Genomic DNA, 14,951 nt, shown 5'->3' on the forward strand with positions numbered 1-14,951 from the left:
GGAATATCACGGGCGAGGTGGCAGAGCGCCATTTTCTGTCTGCAGGCGGCCTTGGCCGCCTTTTCTGTCTCGAGATGGGATGCGCCATCACAGGGGTTGCAATGAACGCACTGGAAATCAGCGGCCTGAAAAAGACCTATCAGGGGGGCGTCGAAGCCCTTAAAGGCATCGATCTTACCGTCAAGCAGGGGGATTTCTTCGCGCTGCTCGGCCCCAACGGGGCGGGCAAGTCCACCACCATCGGCATCATCAGCTCGCTGGTGAACAAGAGCGCCGGCAAGGTGAAGGTGTTCGGCTACGACATTGATACTCACCTGGAAGAGGCCAAGGCCCAGCTCGGGCTGGTGCCGCAGGAGTTCAACTTCAGCCAGTTCGAGAAGGTGATCCAGATAGTCACCCATCAGGCCGGCTTCTATGGCGTGCCGCGGGCCGAGGCCAAGATCCGCGCCGAGAAATATCTGCGCCAGCTCGACCTGTGGGACAAGCGCGACATGCCGGCCCGTACTCTGTCCGGTGGCATGAAGCGCCGGCTGATGATCGCCCGCGCCCTGATGCACGAACCCAGGCTGTTGATCCTCGACGAACCGACCGCCGGGGTGGACATCGAGATCCGCCGCTCCATGTGGAGTTTCCTCAAGGATCTCAACGAGCAGGGCGTCACCATCATCCTCACCACCCACTATCTGGAAGAGGCCGAGATGCTGTGCCGCAACATCGGCATCATCGACAAGGGCCGCCTGATCGAGAACACCAGCATGAAGAATCTGCTGGGCAAGCTGGGCCGCGAGACCTTCATGCTGGATCTGGCGCCGGACTCCGCCGTGCCGAACGTGCCCGAGTTCAACGGTCGCATGCAGGACGAGCGCACCCTGGAGGTGGATCTGGACAAGAGCCAGTCTCTCAACAGCCTGTTCGAGCAGCTGTCTAGCCAGCAGGTGCAGGTATTGAGCATGCGCAACAAGGCCAACCGGCTGGAAGAGCTGTTCGTCACCCTGGTCGAGGAGGGGAGAAAAGCATGAACCTGACCACTTACTACATCGCCTTCAAGAGCATTCTGGCCAAGGAGATCAGCCGCTTCACCCGGATCTGGATCCAGACCCTGGTGCCGCCCGCCATCACCATGAGCCTCTACTTCGTCATCTTCGGCAACCTCATCGGCGGCCGCATCGGTGACATGGGGGGCTTCACCTACATGGAGTTCATCGTGCCCGGCCTCATCATGATGTCGGTGATCACCAACTCCTACTCCAACGTCGCCTCCTCCTTCTTCAGCGCCAAGTTCCAGCGCAACGTGGAGGAGCTGCTGGTGGCGCCGGTGCCCAACTACGTCATCATCGCTGGCTACGTGGGCGGTGGCGTGGCGCGCGGCCTCTGCGTCGGCCTCATCGTCACCCTGGTGTCGCTGTTCTTCGTGCCGCTGCAGATCCACCACCTGTTCAGCGTCTGCTTCACCGTGCTGCTGACCGCCATCCTCTTCTCGCTGGGCGGCCTCATCAACGCGGTGTTTGCCAAGACCTTCGACGACATCAGCATCATCCCCACTTTCGTGCTGACGCCGCTCACCTATCTCGGCGGGGTGTTCTACTCCATCAGCCTGCTGCCACCCTTCTGGCAGGGAGTCTCCCAGGTGAACCCGATCATCTACATGGTGAATGCGTTCCGTTACGGCTTCCTCGGCATCTCCGACGTGCCGCTCGGCACCGCCTACCTCATCATCATCGGCTTCATCGTGGCCCTCTACGGCCTGGCCTGGTGGCTCATCTCGCGCGGCACCGGGCTGCGCCACTGATAGAATGCAACGGGCACCCTGAGGTGCCCGTTTTTTTGTCGCCTCTTTTCCCTCCCCTGTACTGGCCCCCTCTCGAACAGGGTCAATAACCGCCCTCTTATCAAGGTTTTATCCGGCACCTTGTGATCCACCGCAATTTTCAGATTACCCCCAAAGGTATAATTCCCGCGGTTGGAAGGTCTGCACAATGGAGGCCCTCCGTCTCTTCTTTTTCTCACCAGGGCAGGATCGCCTATGTCACTGATCACCGAGTTGCCAGCCATTTTCGACAGTTTTTCAGATGCCCGCCGTCAGGGCTTTCTGACCGTGATGGCACTCAAGGAGCGACAGATCCCCCTGGTCGGCACTTACTGCACCTTCATGCCACAGGAGGTGGCGATGGCCGCCGGCGCGGTGGTGGTGTCACTCTGCTCCACCAGCGACGAGACCATCGAGGAGGCCGAGAAAGACTTGCCCCGCAACCTCTGCCCGCTGATCAAAAGCAGCTACGGTTTTGGCAAGACCGACAAGTGCCCCTACTTCTACTTCTCCGATCTGGTGGTGGGGGAAACCACCTGCGACGGCAAGAAGAAGATGTACGAGTACATGGCCGAGTTCAAACCGGTGCACGTGATGCAGTTGCCCAACCGCGCCGATGACGAGGCCTCCCGTACCCTGTGGCGCAGCGAGATCGTCCGCTTCAAGGAGCTGCTGGAGCAGCAGTTCGGCAACCCCATCAGCGAGCAGGCGCTGCGCGACGCCATCGTGCTGAAGAACCGCGAGCGCCGCGCGCTGGCGGACTTCTACCGGCTGGGCCAGCTCAACCCGCCGGCGCTGAGCGGCACCGACATCCTCAAGGTGGTCTATGGCGCCACCTTCCGCTTCGACAAGGAGCAGCTCATCAGCGAGCTGCAGGAGATGACCCGCCACATCAAGGTCGACTATGCCGACGGCAAACGGCTCGATGCCCGCCCGCGCATCCTCATCACCGGCTGCCCCATCGGCGGCGCCGCTGACAAGGTGGTGCGCCTCATCGAGGAGCACGGCGGCTGGGTGGTAGGCTACGAGAACTGCACCGGCGCCAAGGCGACCGAGCAATGCGTCAGCGAGGAGGGCGACTTGTTCGATGCGCTGACCGACAAGTATCTGGCCATCGGCTGCTCCTGCATCTCCCCCAACCATCAGCGCATGAATCTGCTGAGCCAGATGGTGGAGGAGTATCAGGCGGACGGGGTGATCGACGTGATCCTGCAGGCCTGTCACACCTATGCGGTGGAGTCGCTGGCCATCAAGCGCCACGTACGAGAACGCCACGGCATTCCCTACATGGCGGTGGAGACCGACTACTCCAGCGCCGACAAGGGACAGCTGGCCACTCGGCTGGCGGCCTTTATCGAAATGCTGTGAGGAGGCGCCGTGTTACTCACCATCGGGATTGACTCGGGCTCCACCGCGACCAAGGGGATCCTGTTCGACCACAAGGATGGCGGGCGCATCGTCCGCCGCTTTCTGGTACCGACCCCCTTTCGTCCGCTGGCTGCCATCGAGCAAGGCTGGGAGACGCTCTCGGCCGCGCTGCCAGAGCGCCCCCATCTGACCCTGACCGGTTATGGCCGCGATCTGGCATCGTTCGCCGATCGGCGGGTTACCGAGATCTCCTGCCACGGGCTGGGGGCGCGCCTGCTCTGCCCGTCGGTACACACCGTCATCGACATCGGCGGCCAGGACAGCAAGGTGATCCAGCTCGATGGTGAGGGCAATCTCACCGACTTTCTGATGAACGACAAGTGTGCCGCCGGTACCGGCCGCTTTCTCGAGGTGATCACCCGCACCCTGGGGGCGCGGGTCGAACAGCTCGACGAGTTGCTGCAAGGGGCCGAACCCCACGACATCAGCAGCATGTGCACCGTGTTTGCCGAGTCGGAGGCGATCAGCCTGCGCTCGGCGGGCATTCCGGCCGAGTCGATCCTGGCCGGCATCGTCCGCTCCATGGCCCGGCGCAGTGCCAACTTCATCGGTCGCCTCGGTGCCAGACCGACCGTGCTCTTCACTGGCGGCGTCAGCCACTGCGCCACCTTCCGCCACTATCTGGCGCAAGGATTGGGCTGCGACGTGGCCACCCACCCGGACGCCCAGTTTGCCGGCGCGCTGGGGGCGGCCCTGTTCGGTGCGCGTGCCCGCACGGGAGGCAAATCATGAACGCAGAGTTCCTCTACCTGTTCCACTCCACCCTCGGTACGCTCAGGCTGCGCAAGCGGCTGGAGCAGCAGCCCCACGCCTTTCGGGTCTGCGACGTACCGCGTCGGCTCAGCGCCGGCTGCGGCCTCGCCATCCGCCTGCACTGCCCGCCCGAGGAGTGGCAGCAGTGGTGCCAGCACGGCGAAACCGCCGCCGTCTTTCGTTGTGACGAAGACGGTGAGTATTGCGAACTGGCCCGTTATCCGGCCGCCGACTAGGGCATGGTGACGCCTGCTCGAGGAGTTGGCAGTGGGGGGCATGGATGATAAAGAGCTGCCCCATGGCCGTTTATCTGCGGGTGCTGACCAGGCTGGCGCTGGGGGGATTTTTCGTTGCCTCCGCCGGATTCAAGCTGGCGGCGCCGGAGCTGTTCGCCGAGCAGATCGGCGCCTTCGGCCTGCTCTGGTCGCCGTTCATTCCCCTTGCCGTCTGGGGGCTTGTCGGGCTGGAGCTCTGCGCCGGGCTCGTGGTGATCGCCAACCGGCGCTGGGGGCTCTGGCTGGTGATCGGGCTGCTCGCCCTGTTTATTCCGGTGTTGGGCTATGGCATCGCCATCGGGCTCGACATCTCTTGCGGCTGTCTTGGCAGGGCTGATCTCAGCTCGCTGCCACAGGCCCTCTTGCGGGATCTGCTGCTGTTGACGCTTGCGGGCGCCTTGCTGCGCCACTCCCGCCCCGTTTTTACCGTTCCAAAGGAGCAGTGACATGATGAGATTGCAATCCCGCACCCTGATGGCCTCGCTGATTGCGGCCAGCTTTGCCCTCGGTGGCTGTGGCGACAACCAGTTCGAGCAGGAGACCAAGCTGGAGCAGGCGGCGGTACAGATCTCCCAGGAGACCCAGCAGGGTGGCTATCAGCTGCTGACCGTGGCGGAGCTGAAAACCCGGATGGATAAAGGCGAGGCGCTGGTGATCATCGACACCATGCCGTTCGAGGACTCCTACAAGAAGGAGCACATCCAGGGGGCCAAGAATTTTGCCTTCGTGAAGGAGGCCAAATCCGGGGATGACTGGAGCCAGATCGTCGAGGGGAGCGGCACGCCCGAGCAGCTGCTGGCCCTGCTGGGCGACGACAAGACCCGTCCGGTGGTGTTCTACTGCGGCTTCGTCAAGTGCGGCCGCAGCCACAACGGGGCCGCCTGGGCAGTCACCCAGGGCTATCAGCAGGTCTATCGGGTGCCGGGCGGCATCTTCGCCTGGAAAGGGGCGGGTTACCCGGTCACCGCCGAGTAGGCCGGGAACGCTCAGAAACAACAAAGCCCGCACATGCGGGCTTTGTTGTCAGTGGCGCTGCGGCTCAGGGGCGGGCCAGCGTCACCACCCGGTTGTCGATGAGGCGGGCCTTGCCGAGATACGCCGCCATCAGGATCACCAGCTGCTCGCTCTGGTCGGTGGCCGCTTCCAGGGTGGCGGCATCGACGATGTCGATGGCATCGGTCCGAAAACCGGCCTTGTCCAGGCGCTGGCTGGCCTGGGCCACCAGGGAGGGCAGGTGATGGTCACCCGCTTCAATCTGCTCGGCGATCCAGTTCATGGTGCGCGCGAGCTCAGGGGCCAGGGCCCGCTCGGTGGCGGTCAGGTAGCCGTTGCGCGAGGAGAGCGCCAGCCCGTCCTCGGCCCGCACGGTGGGCACGCCGACGATCTGGATGGGCATCGCCATGTCGGCCACCATCTTGCGAATGAGCGCCAGCTGCTGGTAATCCTTCTGGCCGAAGCAGGCCACATCCGGCTGCACCAGATTGAACAGCTTGGTCACCACGGTGCTGACGCCGCGGAAGTGACCCGGACGCAGCGCCCCTTCCAGCAGACCGGAGAGGCCCGGCACCTCGACGAAGGTGTGACTGGCGAGCCCCTGCGGATACATGATCTCCGGGGTCGGCGTGAACACCATGTCCACCCCGGCCGTTTCCAGCTCGGTGCAGTCCTGCTCCAGGGTGCGTGGGTAGTTGGCGAGATCCTCGGCCTTGTCGAACTGCATCGGGTTCACGAAGATGCTGGCCACCACCTTATCGGCGTGGTGGTGCGCCTCTTTCACCAGGGTCAGATGGCCCTGATGCAGATTGCCCATGGTGGGCACGAATGCGATTGTGAGCCCTTCACGGCGCCATTGGCCGATCTGTTCACGCAGAGCGGCGGGGTTGTTAACGACCAACATCAGCAGTTCACCTTCGAAAAGATCAAAGAGAGGCGGGCGTTATGGGCCCGCATGGGTAAGAGAGAAGTGGCAACGGGCAGCATCATCGGCAGGTCACCTTGGGATGAGTCATCAAGAGACGGGTTGCTCAGTCAGCACCAGAGGGCGAAGCGGGGGCGCAGGCCCCCGCTCTCGTCACGCTATCGGATCAGTTGAAGCAGTGTTCCGGGCCCGGGAAGGTGCCTTCGCTCACCTGCTTCACATAGAGCCGGATGGCGGCGCGCATGTCGCCGGTCTCGGCCAGGAAGTTCTTGGTGAACTTGGGCACATAGCCGGAGGTGATGCCGAAGGCATCGTGCATCACCAGGATCTGGCCGTCGGTGGCGGGACCGGCACCGATGCCGATCACCGGAATGCGCAGCGCCTTGCTGATGCGCTCGGCCAGCGAAGTGGGCACGCATTCGAGCACCAGCAACTGGATGCCGGCAGCCTGCAGTTCGAGGGCCTGACGGTAGATCTCCTGGGCCTGGAACTCGTCGCGTCCCTGCACCTTGAAGCCGCCGAATACGTGCACGGATTGCGGGGTGAGGCCGAGGTGGCCGCACACCGGCACGCCGTTGCGGGTCAGGTGGCGAATGGAGTCGCACAGCCAGTCGCCCCCTTCCATCTTCACCATGCGGGCACCGGCCGCCATCAGCCGGGCGGCGTTCTGATAGGTCTGCTCCGGAGTGGCATAGCTCATGAACGGCATGTCGGTCACCACCAGTGCATTGGTGGTGCCGCGCACCACGCAACGGGTGTGATAGACCATCTCATCCATGCTGACGCCCAGGGTATCCTGACCCCCCTGCAGCACCATGCCCAGCGAGTCGCCAATGAGCAGCACGTGGGCGCCCTCGTCGTCGAACAGCTTGGCAAAGGTGGCATCATAGGCGGTGATGGCGGTGATTCGTTGGCCTTCCTGCTTCATCTTCAGCAGGTTGGTGGTGGTGATCTTGCTCATAGAGGCTCCTGTTCGTCTGCACCGGGGGCAATGATGGCAAGATCATTGTGCGGGCAGCGGGCAACCAGTTCTGCGAGTGGGGTGCCGCAAGGCAGTACCAGAGCGGGTGCAATCTCGGCCAGGGGCAGCAGCACGAACTCCCGCTCCTTCATGCCGTAGTGGGGAACGATGAGGCGTTCATGCCTGATGATCTGATCGCCAAACAGCAGCAGATCGAGATCCAGGGTTCTTGGCCCCCATCGCTCATCCTTGCGCACACGTCCTTGTTCCAGCTCGATGCTTTGTAGTTGATCCAGCAGCGCCAGCGGCGTCAGCCGGGTGTTGAGCCGGGCCACGGCATTGACGTAGTCCGGCTGGTCAGCAGGGCCCATGGGGCGGCTGCTGTAAAACGACGAGGCCTGCACCAGCACGGATCCCGGCAACCTTGCCAGGGCGGCGACGGCGCGACGAGCCTGACCGAGCGGGTCAGACAGGTTGGAACCAATGGCGATGAAGACCTCGGTCATCACGTCAGTTGTCACTCGGCCGCTTTCGGTTTGCGGCGACGGGGGCGACGACGGTTGCGGCTGTTGCTGCTGCGCTTCTCGCCATCGTTGCTGCGGGCCTCACCGGCCTGACCGCGCTCACCGCTTGCCGGGCGGCGGGTCGCCTCCCGTTGCAGCTGCGGGCGCACGTCCGGATTGGACTCCACGTAGCGTTCCCACCAGCTGGCCAGCTCGCCCAGACCGCGCTCGACCCGGTTGCGCAGCAACAGGAAGTCAAACGCCGCGCGGAACTTGGGATGTTCCATGGCCCGCTCGGGATGGCGGCCCTGACGGCGGGTCAGCCGCTGCTGCAGGGCCCAGATGTCGCGTACATCGGTGGTGAAGCGGCGCGGGACGGCGATGATCCGCACCTGGTTGTCCAGCACCTCGTTGATCGCCAGCATGAAGGCGTCATACCAGGGCAGGCCGCTCTCGTTCTCCAGCACCCGGCCGCGGGCCTCGACACAGCCCCACAGCAGGGTGGCGTAGAGGAAGGCGGGGGTGACGCGCTTGTCTTCCCGTACCCGGGTGTCGGTATCGATCAGCGCCTGCTCGATGAACTGCTCGTAGGGCAAGTTGCCGTGCGGGGTGAACAGCGCCGCTACTTGCGGGAACAGCTGTTGGAACAGACCGTATTCGCGCAGCAGCTTGTAGGTGGCCAGGCCATCGCCAGCCAGGAACAGCTTGAGGGTTTCCTCGAACAGGCGGGCCGCCGGAATATCCTGCAGCAGCGGCGCCAGCTCCTTGATGGGGGCGGCGGTGCGCTGGCTGATGGTCATGTCCAGCTTGGCGGCGAAGCGCACGGCGCGCAGCATCCGCACCGGATCTTCGCGGTAACGGGTCTCGGGATCGCCAATGAGCTCCAGCTTGCGTTCGGCCAAGTCTTCCAGCCCGCCCTCGAAATCGTGCAGGGTGAAGTCCTTGGCACTGTAATAGAGGGCGTTGACGGTGAAGTCGCGACGCTCGGCATCCTCTTCGATGGTGCCGTAGACGTTGTCGCGCAGCAGCATGCCTTCATCGGATTGGGCCGACACATGTTTGCTGGTATTGACCTGATGGTGGTGACCGCGGAAGGTGGCCACTTCGATCACGTCACGACCAAAGACGATGTGGGCCAGCCGGAAACGGCGGCCGATCAGGCGGCAGTTGCTGAACAGCGACTTGATCTGCTCCGGCGTCGCATCGGTGGCGATGTCGAAATCCTTGGGCGTCTTCCCGAGCAGCAGATCCCGGACTCCGCCGCCGACCAGGTAGGCTTCGTAGCCGCCCTTGTTCAGGCGATAGAGCACCTTGAGTGCATTCTCGCTGATCTCTTTGCGCGAAATCGGGTGCTGGTCACGGCTCAAGGTACGACGTTGCCCGGCGACGCGGGCCGGAATGGGGGACTCCGCCGACTGCTCGCCGTCTTCCTTGCCGAGCACTTTGCGGCAAAAGTTTGCGATCTGGGAAAAAATGGTACACCTCGTTATGACTTCAAATTGACGGGAGGCCAAAAAAATAGCGGCCTATCATAGCTCACGCCTAACCAAATGAAAAACCGTGACGGCAATTGATCTCGTTTGAGAGGGCGCGGTCGGGAAAAATAGCGGTCTATTCCCATCGCTCACGCCTGACCAAATGAAAAACCGTGCTGGCAATTGATCTCGTTTGAAGCGGATTATCCCGGCTAAATCATCGCAAACCGCGCTGATTCCACCCAAATCCCCCCTGAACTGCCTATTCGTTTACGCCAGCTGTCAGCGCAATCTTCTCGCTGGCAGGCACCCGGGCCAGCTGCCAATGGGCGATGCCCCAGTCGATGACCTCGTCCACCCGGCTTGCCATCAGCTCGGGGGGCGGGCACTGGCCGAGAAAGTGCAGCGCCTGCCACAGGGCCGGGCGCACCTCGTCCTGTGCCAGCGCCGGCGCGTGGTTCTGCTTGGAGAGCTTGTTGCCGTCGGCCTGCACCGCCAGTGGCAGATGCACCCAGGCGGGCACGGGGGCGCCCAGGGTCTGGTAGAGGGCAATCTGGCGTACCGTCGGCTCCAGCAGATCGGCGCCGCGCACTATCTCGGTGATGCCGCAATCCATGTCGTCCACCACCACCGCCAGGTTGTAGGCATAGAGCCCATCGCGCCGGCGTACGATGAAATCTTCCTCGGCCAGCGCCGCCGGCACTGCAATGCGGCCCTGCAGCCCATCCTCGAAATCGTACACCGGGTGGTGCTGGCGCACGCGGGCGGCACAACCCTCCGCCGTGAGACCAAGGGTGCGGCAGTGACCGTTGTAAAAGCCGCCGCTGGCCATGATTTCGCGCCGGGTACAGCGACACCAGTAGAGATCGCCGGCCCGGTAGAGCTGGTCAATGATCTCGTCATAGCGGCCGTGGCGCCAGCTCTGGTACATCACCTCGCCATCCCACAGCAAACCATGGGCCTCCAGGGTCTGCAGTATGAGCTGGGCGGCCCCCGCCATCTCCCGCGGCGGATCGATATCTTCGATGCGCACCAGCCAGCGCCCCTGCCGTGCCCTGGCCTGCAGGAAACTGCCGAGTGCCGCGATCAGGGAGCCGAAGTGAAGCGGGCCTGAGGGGGAGGGGGCAAAGCGGCCGATATAAGGGCGGGTCTGGGACGAGGGGATGGTATTCACGGGCATGCGGATTCGGGCAAACGGGACATTGAGGCTGCATTCTGGGACGGCCCGGCCAAAAGCTCAATAAAAAAGGGAGCCCGCGAGCTCCCTTTTTTCTGTTATGCCAGAGGTCGGTATCAACCGGCCATCTGTTTTTCCTTGATTTCAGCCAGGGTCTTGCAGTCGACACAGAGGTCGGCGGTGGGTCTGGCTTCCAGACGGCGGATACCGATCTCGATACCGCAGTGTTCGCAGTAACCGAAGTCATCGTCTTCGAGCAGCAGCAAGGTTTTCTCGATCTTCTTGATCAGCTTGCGCTCACGGTCGCGGGTACGCAGTTCAAGAGCGAACTCTTCTTCTTGCGCGGCGCGATCCACGGGATCCGGAAAGTTGGCAGCCTCATCCTTCATATGGTCAACGGTGCGGTCAACTTCCTGCATCAGTTGGTTGCGCCAGGCTCCCAGGATCTTGCGAAAATGTGCCTTTTGTTGGTCATTCATGTACTCCTCACCCGGTTTTTCCTGGTAAGGCGCCACACCCGCAATGGCCAGGGGGCCCAGAGATTTCCTGTTTTCGCCTGTTGGCATGCCCTGTCTCCTAATTCAGCACGCTACCCGTGCCATCCATAAATTGAGGGCGACATCTATAGCAGAAGGGTAACTTGGAGGCAAACAAGCCGTACCAATAATGTTACCCACTCCAACATTTATTCGCTGCCCTCGGGTAGCAGGTGACAAGATTCAAACGGGATAAAATCTTGGGCCACCATGCTCTGCACCCCAACATGGGGTCGATAGCATAAAATTTCAACCCCTGCCGTAATTGCTTGCTCAATAAGCAGACTATAGTGCGGATCTATATGCGCTGCCGGGCGCATTCTCACGATTCCGGAGTGCAAAACCATAAATAACAGCACGGCTCTGTGGCCTGCCGCCTTCATGGCCATTAATTCACGCAAGTGCTTGGCGCCACGGGTGGTGACCGCATCGGGGAAGTAGCCCATGCCGGCTTGCTCCCGCTCGTCGAGCAGGGTCACCGATTTCACCTCGATATAACAGGCAGGCCGGTGGTCATCTTCCAGCAGCAGATCGATGCGACTGTTCTCTTCGCCGTATTTCACCTCGGTGCGCAGCCTGGCATAGCCGCGCAGCGGGGCGAGGGCATCCTGCTCGATCAGCTCCCGGGCCAGCTGGTTGGCGCGGGCCGTGTTGACACAGATGAAGTGACCGGCCGGGCTCTCGGCGATCTCCCAGCTGTGGGGCAGCTTGCGCTTGGGGTTGTCTGAGGTGGAGTACCAGACCCGGGTGCCCGGTTCGGCACAGCCGGTCATGGCGCCGGTATTGGCGCAATGGATGGTGATCACTTCGCCGTTGTCGAGCTGCACGTCGGTCAGGAAGCGCTTGTAACGGGAGATCAGCTGCCCGGATTGCAGGGGGGGATCGAAGATCATGGTATGGCTCTCTTAATCGATGAGTCTGGGCATGGCCGCCGGTCAGGATGCCATTTTCTCTCTGGCCCGCAGCGGCCAGCAGGCGAGGGGCTCGTAGCGCTCCCCGTCCGGGGTCGAGAGGGATTGATAGAGGCAGAAGCGGTCGGCCTGTAGCACGAAATCGGGGGCGGGCAAGGCGGCCGGCGGTTCGCTCGCCTTGCGCGACAGGGTGACGTGGGGGCGATAGCCCTGCTCGCCGTTGCCAAGCCCCAGCTTCTCGCCGTGGCGACGCAGCGCCCTGGCCAGCACGGTGAGCTCGTTGGGCCACTCCGTCGGGCCGACCCAGGCAGCCTTGGCGCGGCCGAACCAGCCGGTTTCATTGAGCGCTATGGTGAGCGGCGGGCAGTGCTGGCGCTCGACGGCGGCCATCAGGCGGGTGGTGGTGAGCTGATCTGCTTCGCCGAGGAAGGCCAGCGTCAGGTGGAGATTGGCGGCGGGCACCGGTTGACCCGGCCAGGGCAGCTGGTCGCGCCAGGCGACGAGATCGGGTGCCAGCGCCTCGGCGGGCAGGGCAAAGAAGAGTTTGGCCATTCGGGTGAGCATGCCTCTTTCATGCAGACAGGGTGGCCCATTCTAGGGCAGCCACTGCATCCTGTCTCGCCGGCCGACATCCGCTCACGGTGCCCGGCCAGGCTGTGGCAGAATAGGCGCCGTTTTACGACTTGCAACAAGAAGGTGCAGATCCCTTTGTCTTCCCTCCCCATAGTGTCGGTGCTGCCCGCACTCTTTGCCGCCATCGACAACCATGCCAGCGTGATCCTGCAGGCGCCTCCCGGCGCGGGCAAATCGACCCTGCTGCCGCTGGAGCTGGTGCGCCAGCATCGGCTGCCCGGTCGCATCATCATGCTGGAACCGAGACGTCTCGCGGCGCGCAACATCGCAGCCTTTCTGGCGCGCCAGCTCGGGGAGAAGGTGGGCGAGCGCATCGGCCTGCGGGTACGTGGCGAGAGCCGCACCAGCAGCCAGACCCGGCTCGAGATCGTCACCGAAGGGGTGCTGACCCGGATGCTGCAGCAGGATCCTGAGCTTACCGGCGTCTCCCTGGTCATCTTCGATGAGTTCCACGAGCGCAGCCTGCACGCCGATACCGCGCTGGCCTTCGCCATCGAGAGCCAGCAGGGATTGCGCGATGACCTCAAGCTGCTGGTGATGTCTGCCACCCTGGATGGCATGGCACTGGAGCGGCTTTTGCCGGAGGCCCCGGTGGTTCGCTCGGAGGGGCGCGGTTTTCCCATCGACTACCACTATCGCCCCGCCAATCGCCAGCAGTGGCTGGAACCCCAGGTCGGCGCCGTGGTGCTGGAGGCGCTGGCTGCCCATGCTGGCAGCCTGCTGGTGTTCCTGCCGGGCCAGGGAGAGATCGAGCGGCTGGCGCAGTGGCTGGAAGGGCGGCTGCCGGACGAGGTGACCCTCGCCCCTCTCTACGGCCGCCTCGACATGGCGGCCCAGCAGGCGGCCATCGAGCCGGCACCTGCGGGGCGCCGTAAGCTGGTGCTCACCACCAATGTGGCGGAGACCTCGCTCACCATCGAGGGGATCTCCGTGGTGGTCGACAGCGGGCTGGAGCGGCGCGCCTCATTCGACATCAAGAGCGGCGTCACCCGGCTGGAGACCCGCCCCATCGCCAAAGCCTCCGCCACCCAGCGGGCGGGTCGCGCCGGTCGTCTCGGCCCCGGTGTCTGCTACCGGCTCTGGAGCAGCGAGGTGCAGGAGCGCCTCGCCGAGCAGAGCCCGCCCGACATCCTCACCCAGGAGCTGACCAGCCTGCTGCTGGACGCCGCCCAGTGGGGGGCCAAGGTCGAAGAGCTGCCGCTGCTGGACATGCCGCCGGCCACCGCCGTGGCCAGCGCCCAGCGGCTGCTGGTGGCCCTCGGTGCCATGAAGCCGGAGGGTGAGCAACAACTTACCCCGGCCGGCCGCGCCATGGCGGCCTTCGGTACCCATCCCCGGCTTGCCCGCATGCTGCTGCGCGCGCGCGAGCTGGAGGCCGAAGGTCTGACAGGGATTGTCGCCGATGCGGCTTTCCTGGTGGCGCTGCTGGAAGAAGATCTGCGAGGATCGGAGCGCCTCTCCGTGCTGTTCCACCGCCGTCAGGGGGCCCTGCGCCAGAGTGCGGCGCGCTGGTTCGAGCGGCTCGGCGCCCGCCCCGCCAGTGCGCAGGGGCAATGGCTGGGGCTGCTGTGTGCCCTCGCCTGGCCCGATCGCATCGGCAAGCTGCGCAGCGGCAGCCGCTATCAGCTCAGTGGCGGGGTGAGCTGCGATCTGGTAGAAGGTCACCCCTGTCAGGGGCAGGGGGCGCTCATTGCCATCGAGATGGGCCAGAACGAGCGCGGCAGCCGCATCTTCATCGCCGAACCGATAGAGCTTGATGAACTGGTGCGCCAGCTGCCTGAGTTGGTGAGCGAGCGCCAATGGTTCGACTGGGACGAGCGCGAGGAGCGGGTGCGGGCCGAACGCCAGCAGGTGCTCGGCGAGCTGGTGCTGAGCCTGCGGCCGCTGACGGATCTCTCCGATGAACAGAAGGGGCGCTGCCTGCTGCAGGGCATCCGGAGCAAGGGGCTGCATGTGCTGCCCTGGGATGACGCCAGCGAGGGGCTGCTGGCCCGATTGCGCTGTGCCCGCGACTGGTTGCCCGACGAAGGGTGGCCGGCCATGGACGAGGGGTGCCTGCTGGCTGACCTGGAGCAGTGGCTGCTGCCGGCGGTGAGCGGCATGACCCGGCTGGAACAGTTGAAAAAACTCGATATGAGCGACATCCTGCGCCAGTCGCTGCCCTGGCCATTGCCCAAGCGGCTGGACGAGGCGCTGCCCGGCCACTTTACCGCGCCGACCGGCAGCCGGGTGCGGATCCGCTATCAGCCGGGTCAGGCGCCGGTGATCCCGGTGCGCATTCAGGAGATGTTCGGGCAGGCTGCGACCCCGTGCGTGGCCGATGGCCGGGTGGCGCTGGTGGTGGAGCTGCTCTCCCCGGCCCAGCGGCCGCTGCAGATCACCGCCGATCTGGCCGCCTTCTGGGCCGGCTCCTACGAGCTGGTGAAGAAAGAGATGAAGGGACGCTACCCCCGCCACTACTGGCCGGACAATCCGCTGGAGGCGATGCCGACCAGGGTCACCAAGAAGAAGATGGGATTGTAGGTTCGATTGGCCAAGTCTGATCGGACGTTCGCGAACGCGACATAACAAGTA

General features: G+C 63.9%; 16 protein-coding genes. 8 read left to right on the forward strand and 8 right to left on the reverse strand.

The window, feature by feature from the left end; all coding sequences use genetic code 11:
- Positions 1-101: 101 nt before the first annotated feature.
- From PG881_RS03340 to PG881_RS03370, 7 genes are all read left to right on the forward strand, one after another.
- Positions 102-1,019 (forward strand): ABC transporter ATP-binding protein, encoded by a 918-nt coding sequence (locus tag PG881_RS03340; protein ID WP_270798028.1) that lies wholly within the window; start codon positions 102-104, stop codon positions 1,017-1,019.
- Positions 1,016-1,789, forward strand: a complete 774-nt coding sequence (locus PG881_RS03345; RefSeq protein ID WP_158196690.1) for an ABC transporter permease — start codon at positions 1,016-1,018, stop codon at positions 1,787-1,789. Before PG881_RS03340 ends, PG881_RS03345 begins: the two co-directional genes overlap by 4 nt.
- A gap of 234 nt (positions 1,790-2,023) precedes the next feature.
- Positions 2,024-3,175 (forward strand): double-cubane-cluster-containing anaerobic reductase, encoded by a 1,152-nt coding sequence (locus PG881_RS03350; protein WP_270798029.1) that lies wholly within the window; start codon positions 2,024-2,026, stop codon positions 3,173-3,175.
- A gap of 9 nt (positions 3,176-3,184) precedes the next feature.
- Positions 3,185-3,967, forward strand: a complete 783-nt coding sequence (locus tag PG881_RS03355; RefSeq protein ID WP_270798030.1) for an acyl-CoA dehydratase activase — start codon at positions 3,185-3,187, stop codon at positions 3,965-3,967.
- Positions 3,964-4,224, forward strand: coding sequence for a DUF3343 domain-containing protein (locus PG881_RS03360; protein ID WP_270798031.1), 261 nt, complete (start codon positions 3,964-3,966; stop codon positions 4,222-4,224). Before PG881_RS03355 ends, PG881_RS03360 begins: the two co-directional genes overlap by 4 nt.
- 62 nt (positions 4,225-4,286) lie before the next feature.
- A complete protein-coding gene (locus tag PG881_RS03365) occupies positions 4,287-4,709 on the forward strand; it encodes a MauE/DoxX family redox-associated membrane protein (protein ID WP_270798032.1) in 423 nt (140 codons plus the stop codon).
- A 1-nt stretch (position 4,710) separates the two neighbouring features.
- Positions 4,711-5,238: a rhodanese-like domain-containing protein gene (locus PG881_RS03370; protein ID WP_270798033.1), complete on the forward strand. Its 528-nt coding sequence runs from the start codon at positions 4,711-4,713 to the stop codon at positions 5,236-5,238.
- Positions 5,239-5,302: 64 nt separating this feature from the next.
- Here the strand turns inward: PG881_RS03370 and panC are convergent, their stop codons facing one another.
- From panC to thpR, 8 genes are all read right to left on the reverse strand, one after another.
- A complete protein-coding gene (panC, locus tag PG881_RS03375; protein ID WP_270798034.1) occupies positions 5,303-6,160 on the reverse strand; it encodes a pantoate--beta-alanine ligase in 858 nt (285 codons plus the stop codon).
- Positions 6,161-6,347: 187 nt separating this feature from the next.
- Entirely contained in the window at positions 6,348-7,142 is a 795-nt protein-coding gene (panB, locus tag PG881_RS03380; RefSeq protein WP_011707281.1) for a 3-methyl-2-oxobutanoate hydroxymethyltransferase, read from the reverse strand.
- Positions 7,139-7,648, reverse strand: coding sequence for a 2-amino-4-hydroxy-6-hydroxymethyldihydropteridine diphosphokinase (gene folK, locus PG881_RS03385; protein ID WP_011707280.1), 510 nt, complete (start codon positions 7,646-7,648; stop codon positions 7,139-7,141). The genes panB and folK overlap by 4 nt, the downstream gene beginning before the upstream one ends.
- A gap of 11 nt (positions 7,649-7,659) precedes the next feature.
- Entirely contained in the window at positions 7,660-9,159 is a 1,500-nt protein-coding gene (gene pcnB / locus PG881_RS03390) for a polynucleotide adenylyltransferase PcnB (RefSeq protein ID WP_270798035.1), read from the reverse strand.
- Between the two features lie 223 nt (positions 9,160-9,382).
- A complete protein-coding gene (gene gluQRS, locus PG881_RS03395) occupies positions 9,383-10,300 on the reverse strand; it encodes a tRNA glutamyl-Q(34) synthetase GluQRS (RefSeq protein WP_270798036.1) in 918 nt (305 codons plus the stop codon).
- 113 nt (positions 10,301-10,413) lie between these two features.
- A complete protein-coding gene (dksA, locus tag PG881_RS03400) occupies positions 10,414-10,863 on the reverse strand; it encodes an RNA polymerase-binding protein DksA (protein ID WP_005304459.1) in 450 nt (149 codons plus the stop codon).
- A gap of 119 nt (positions 10,864-10,982) precedes the next feature.
- Entirely contained in the window at positions 10,983-11,726 is a 744-nt protein-coding gene (gene sfsA, locus PG881_RS03405) for a DNA/RNA nuclease SfsA (RefSeq protein WP_045526152.1), read from the reverse strand.
- Positions 11,727-11,768: 42 nt separating this feature from the next.
- Positions 11,769-12,296 carry an RNA 2',3'-cyclic phosphodiesterase gene (gene thpR, locus PG881_RS03410; RefSeq protein WP_270798047.1) on the reverse strand — a complete coding sequence of 176 codons (528 nt, stop codon included), beginning with the start codon at positions 12,294-12,296 and terminating at the stop codon, positions 11,769-11,771.
- Positions 12,297-12,452: 156 nt separating this feature from the next.
- On the opposite strand from thpR, the gene hrpB reads away from it, so the two are divergent.
- Positions 12,453-14,900 carry an ATP-dependent helicase HrpB gene (hrpB, locus tag PG881_RS03415; RefSeq protein ID WP_270798037.1) on the forward strand — a complete coding sequence of 816 codons (2,448 nt, stop codon included), beginning with the start codon at positions 12,453-12,455 and terminating at the stop codon, positions 14,898-14,900.
- Positions 14,901-14,951: the final 51 nt, after the last annotated feature.

The sequence above is a fragment of the Aeromonas sp. QDB54 genome, from assembly GCF_027707385.1.
GTDB lineage: Bacteria > Pseudomonadota > Gammaproteobacteria > Enterobacterales > Aeromonadaceae > Aeromonas > Aeromonas hydrophila.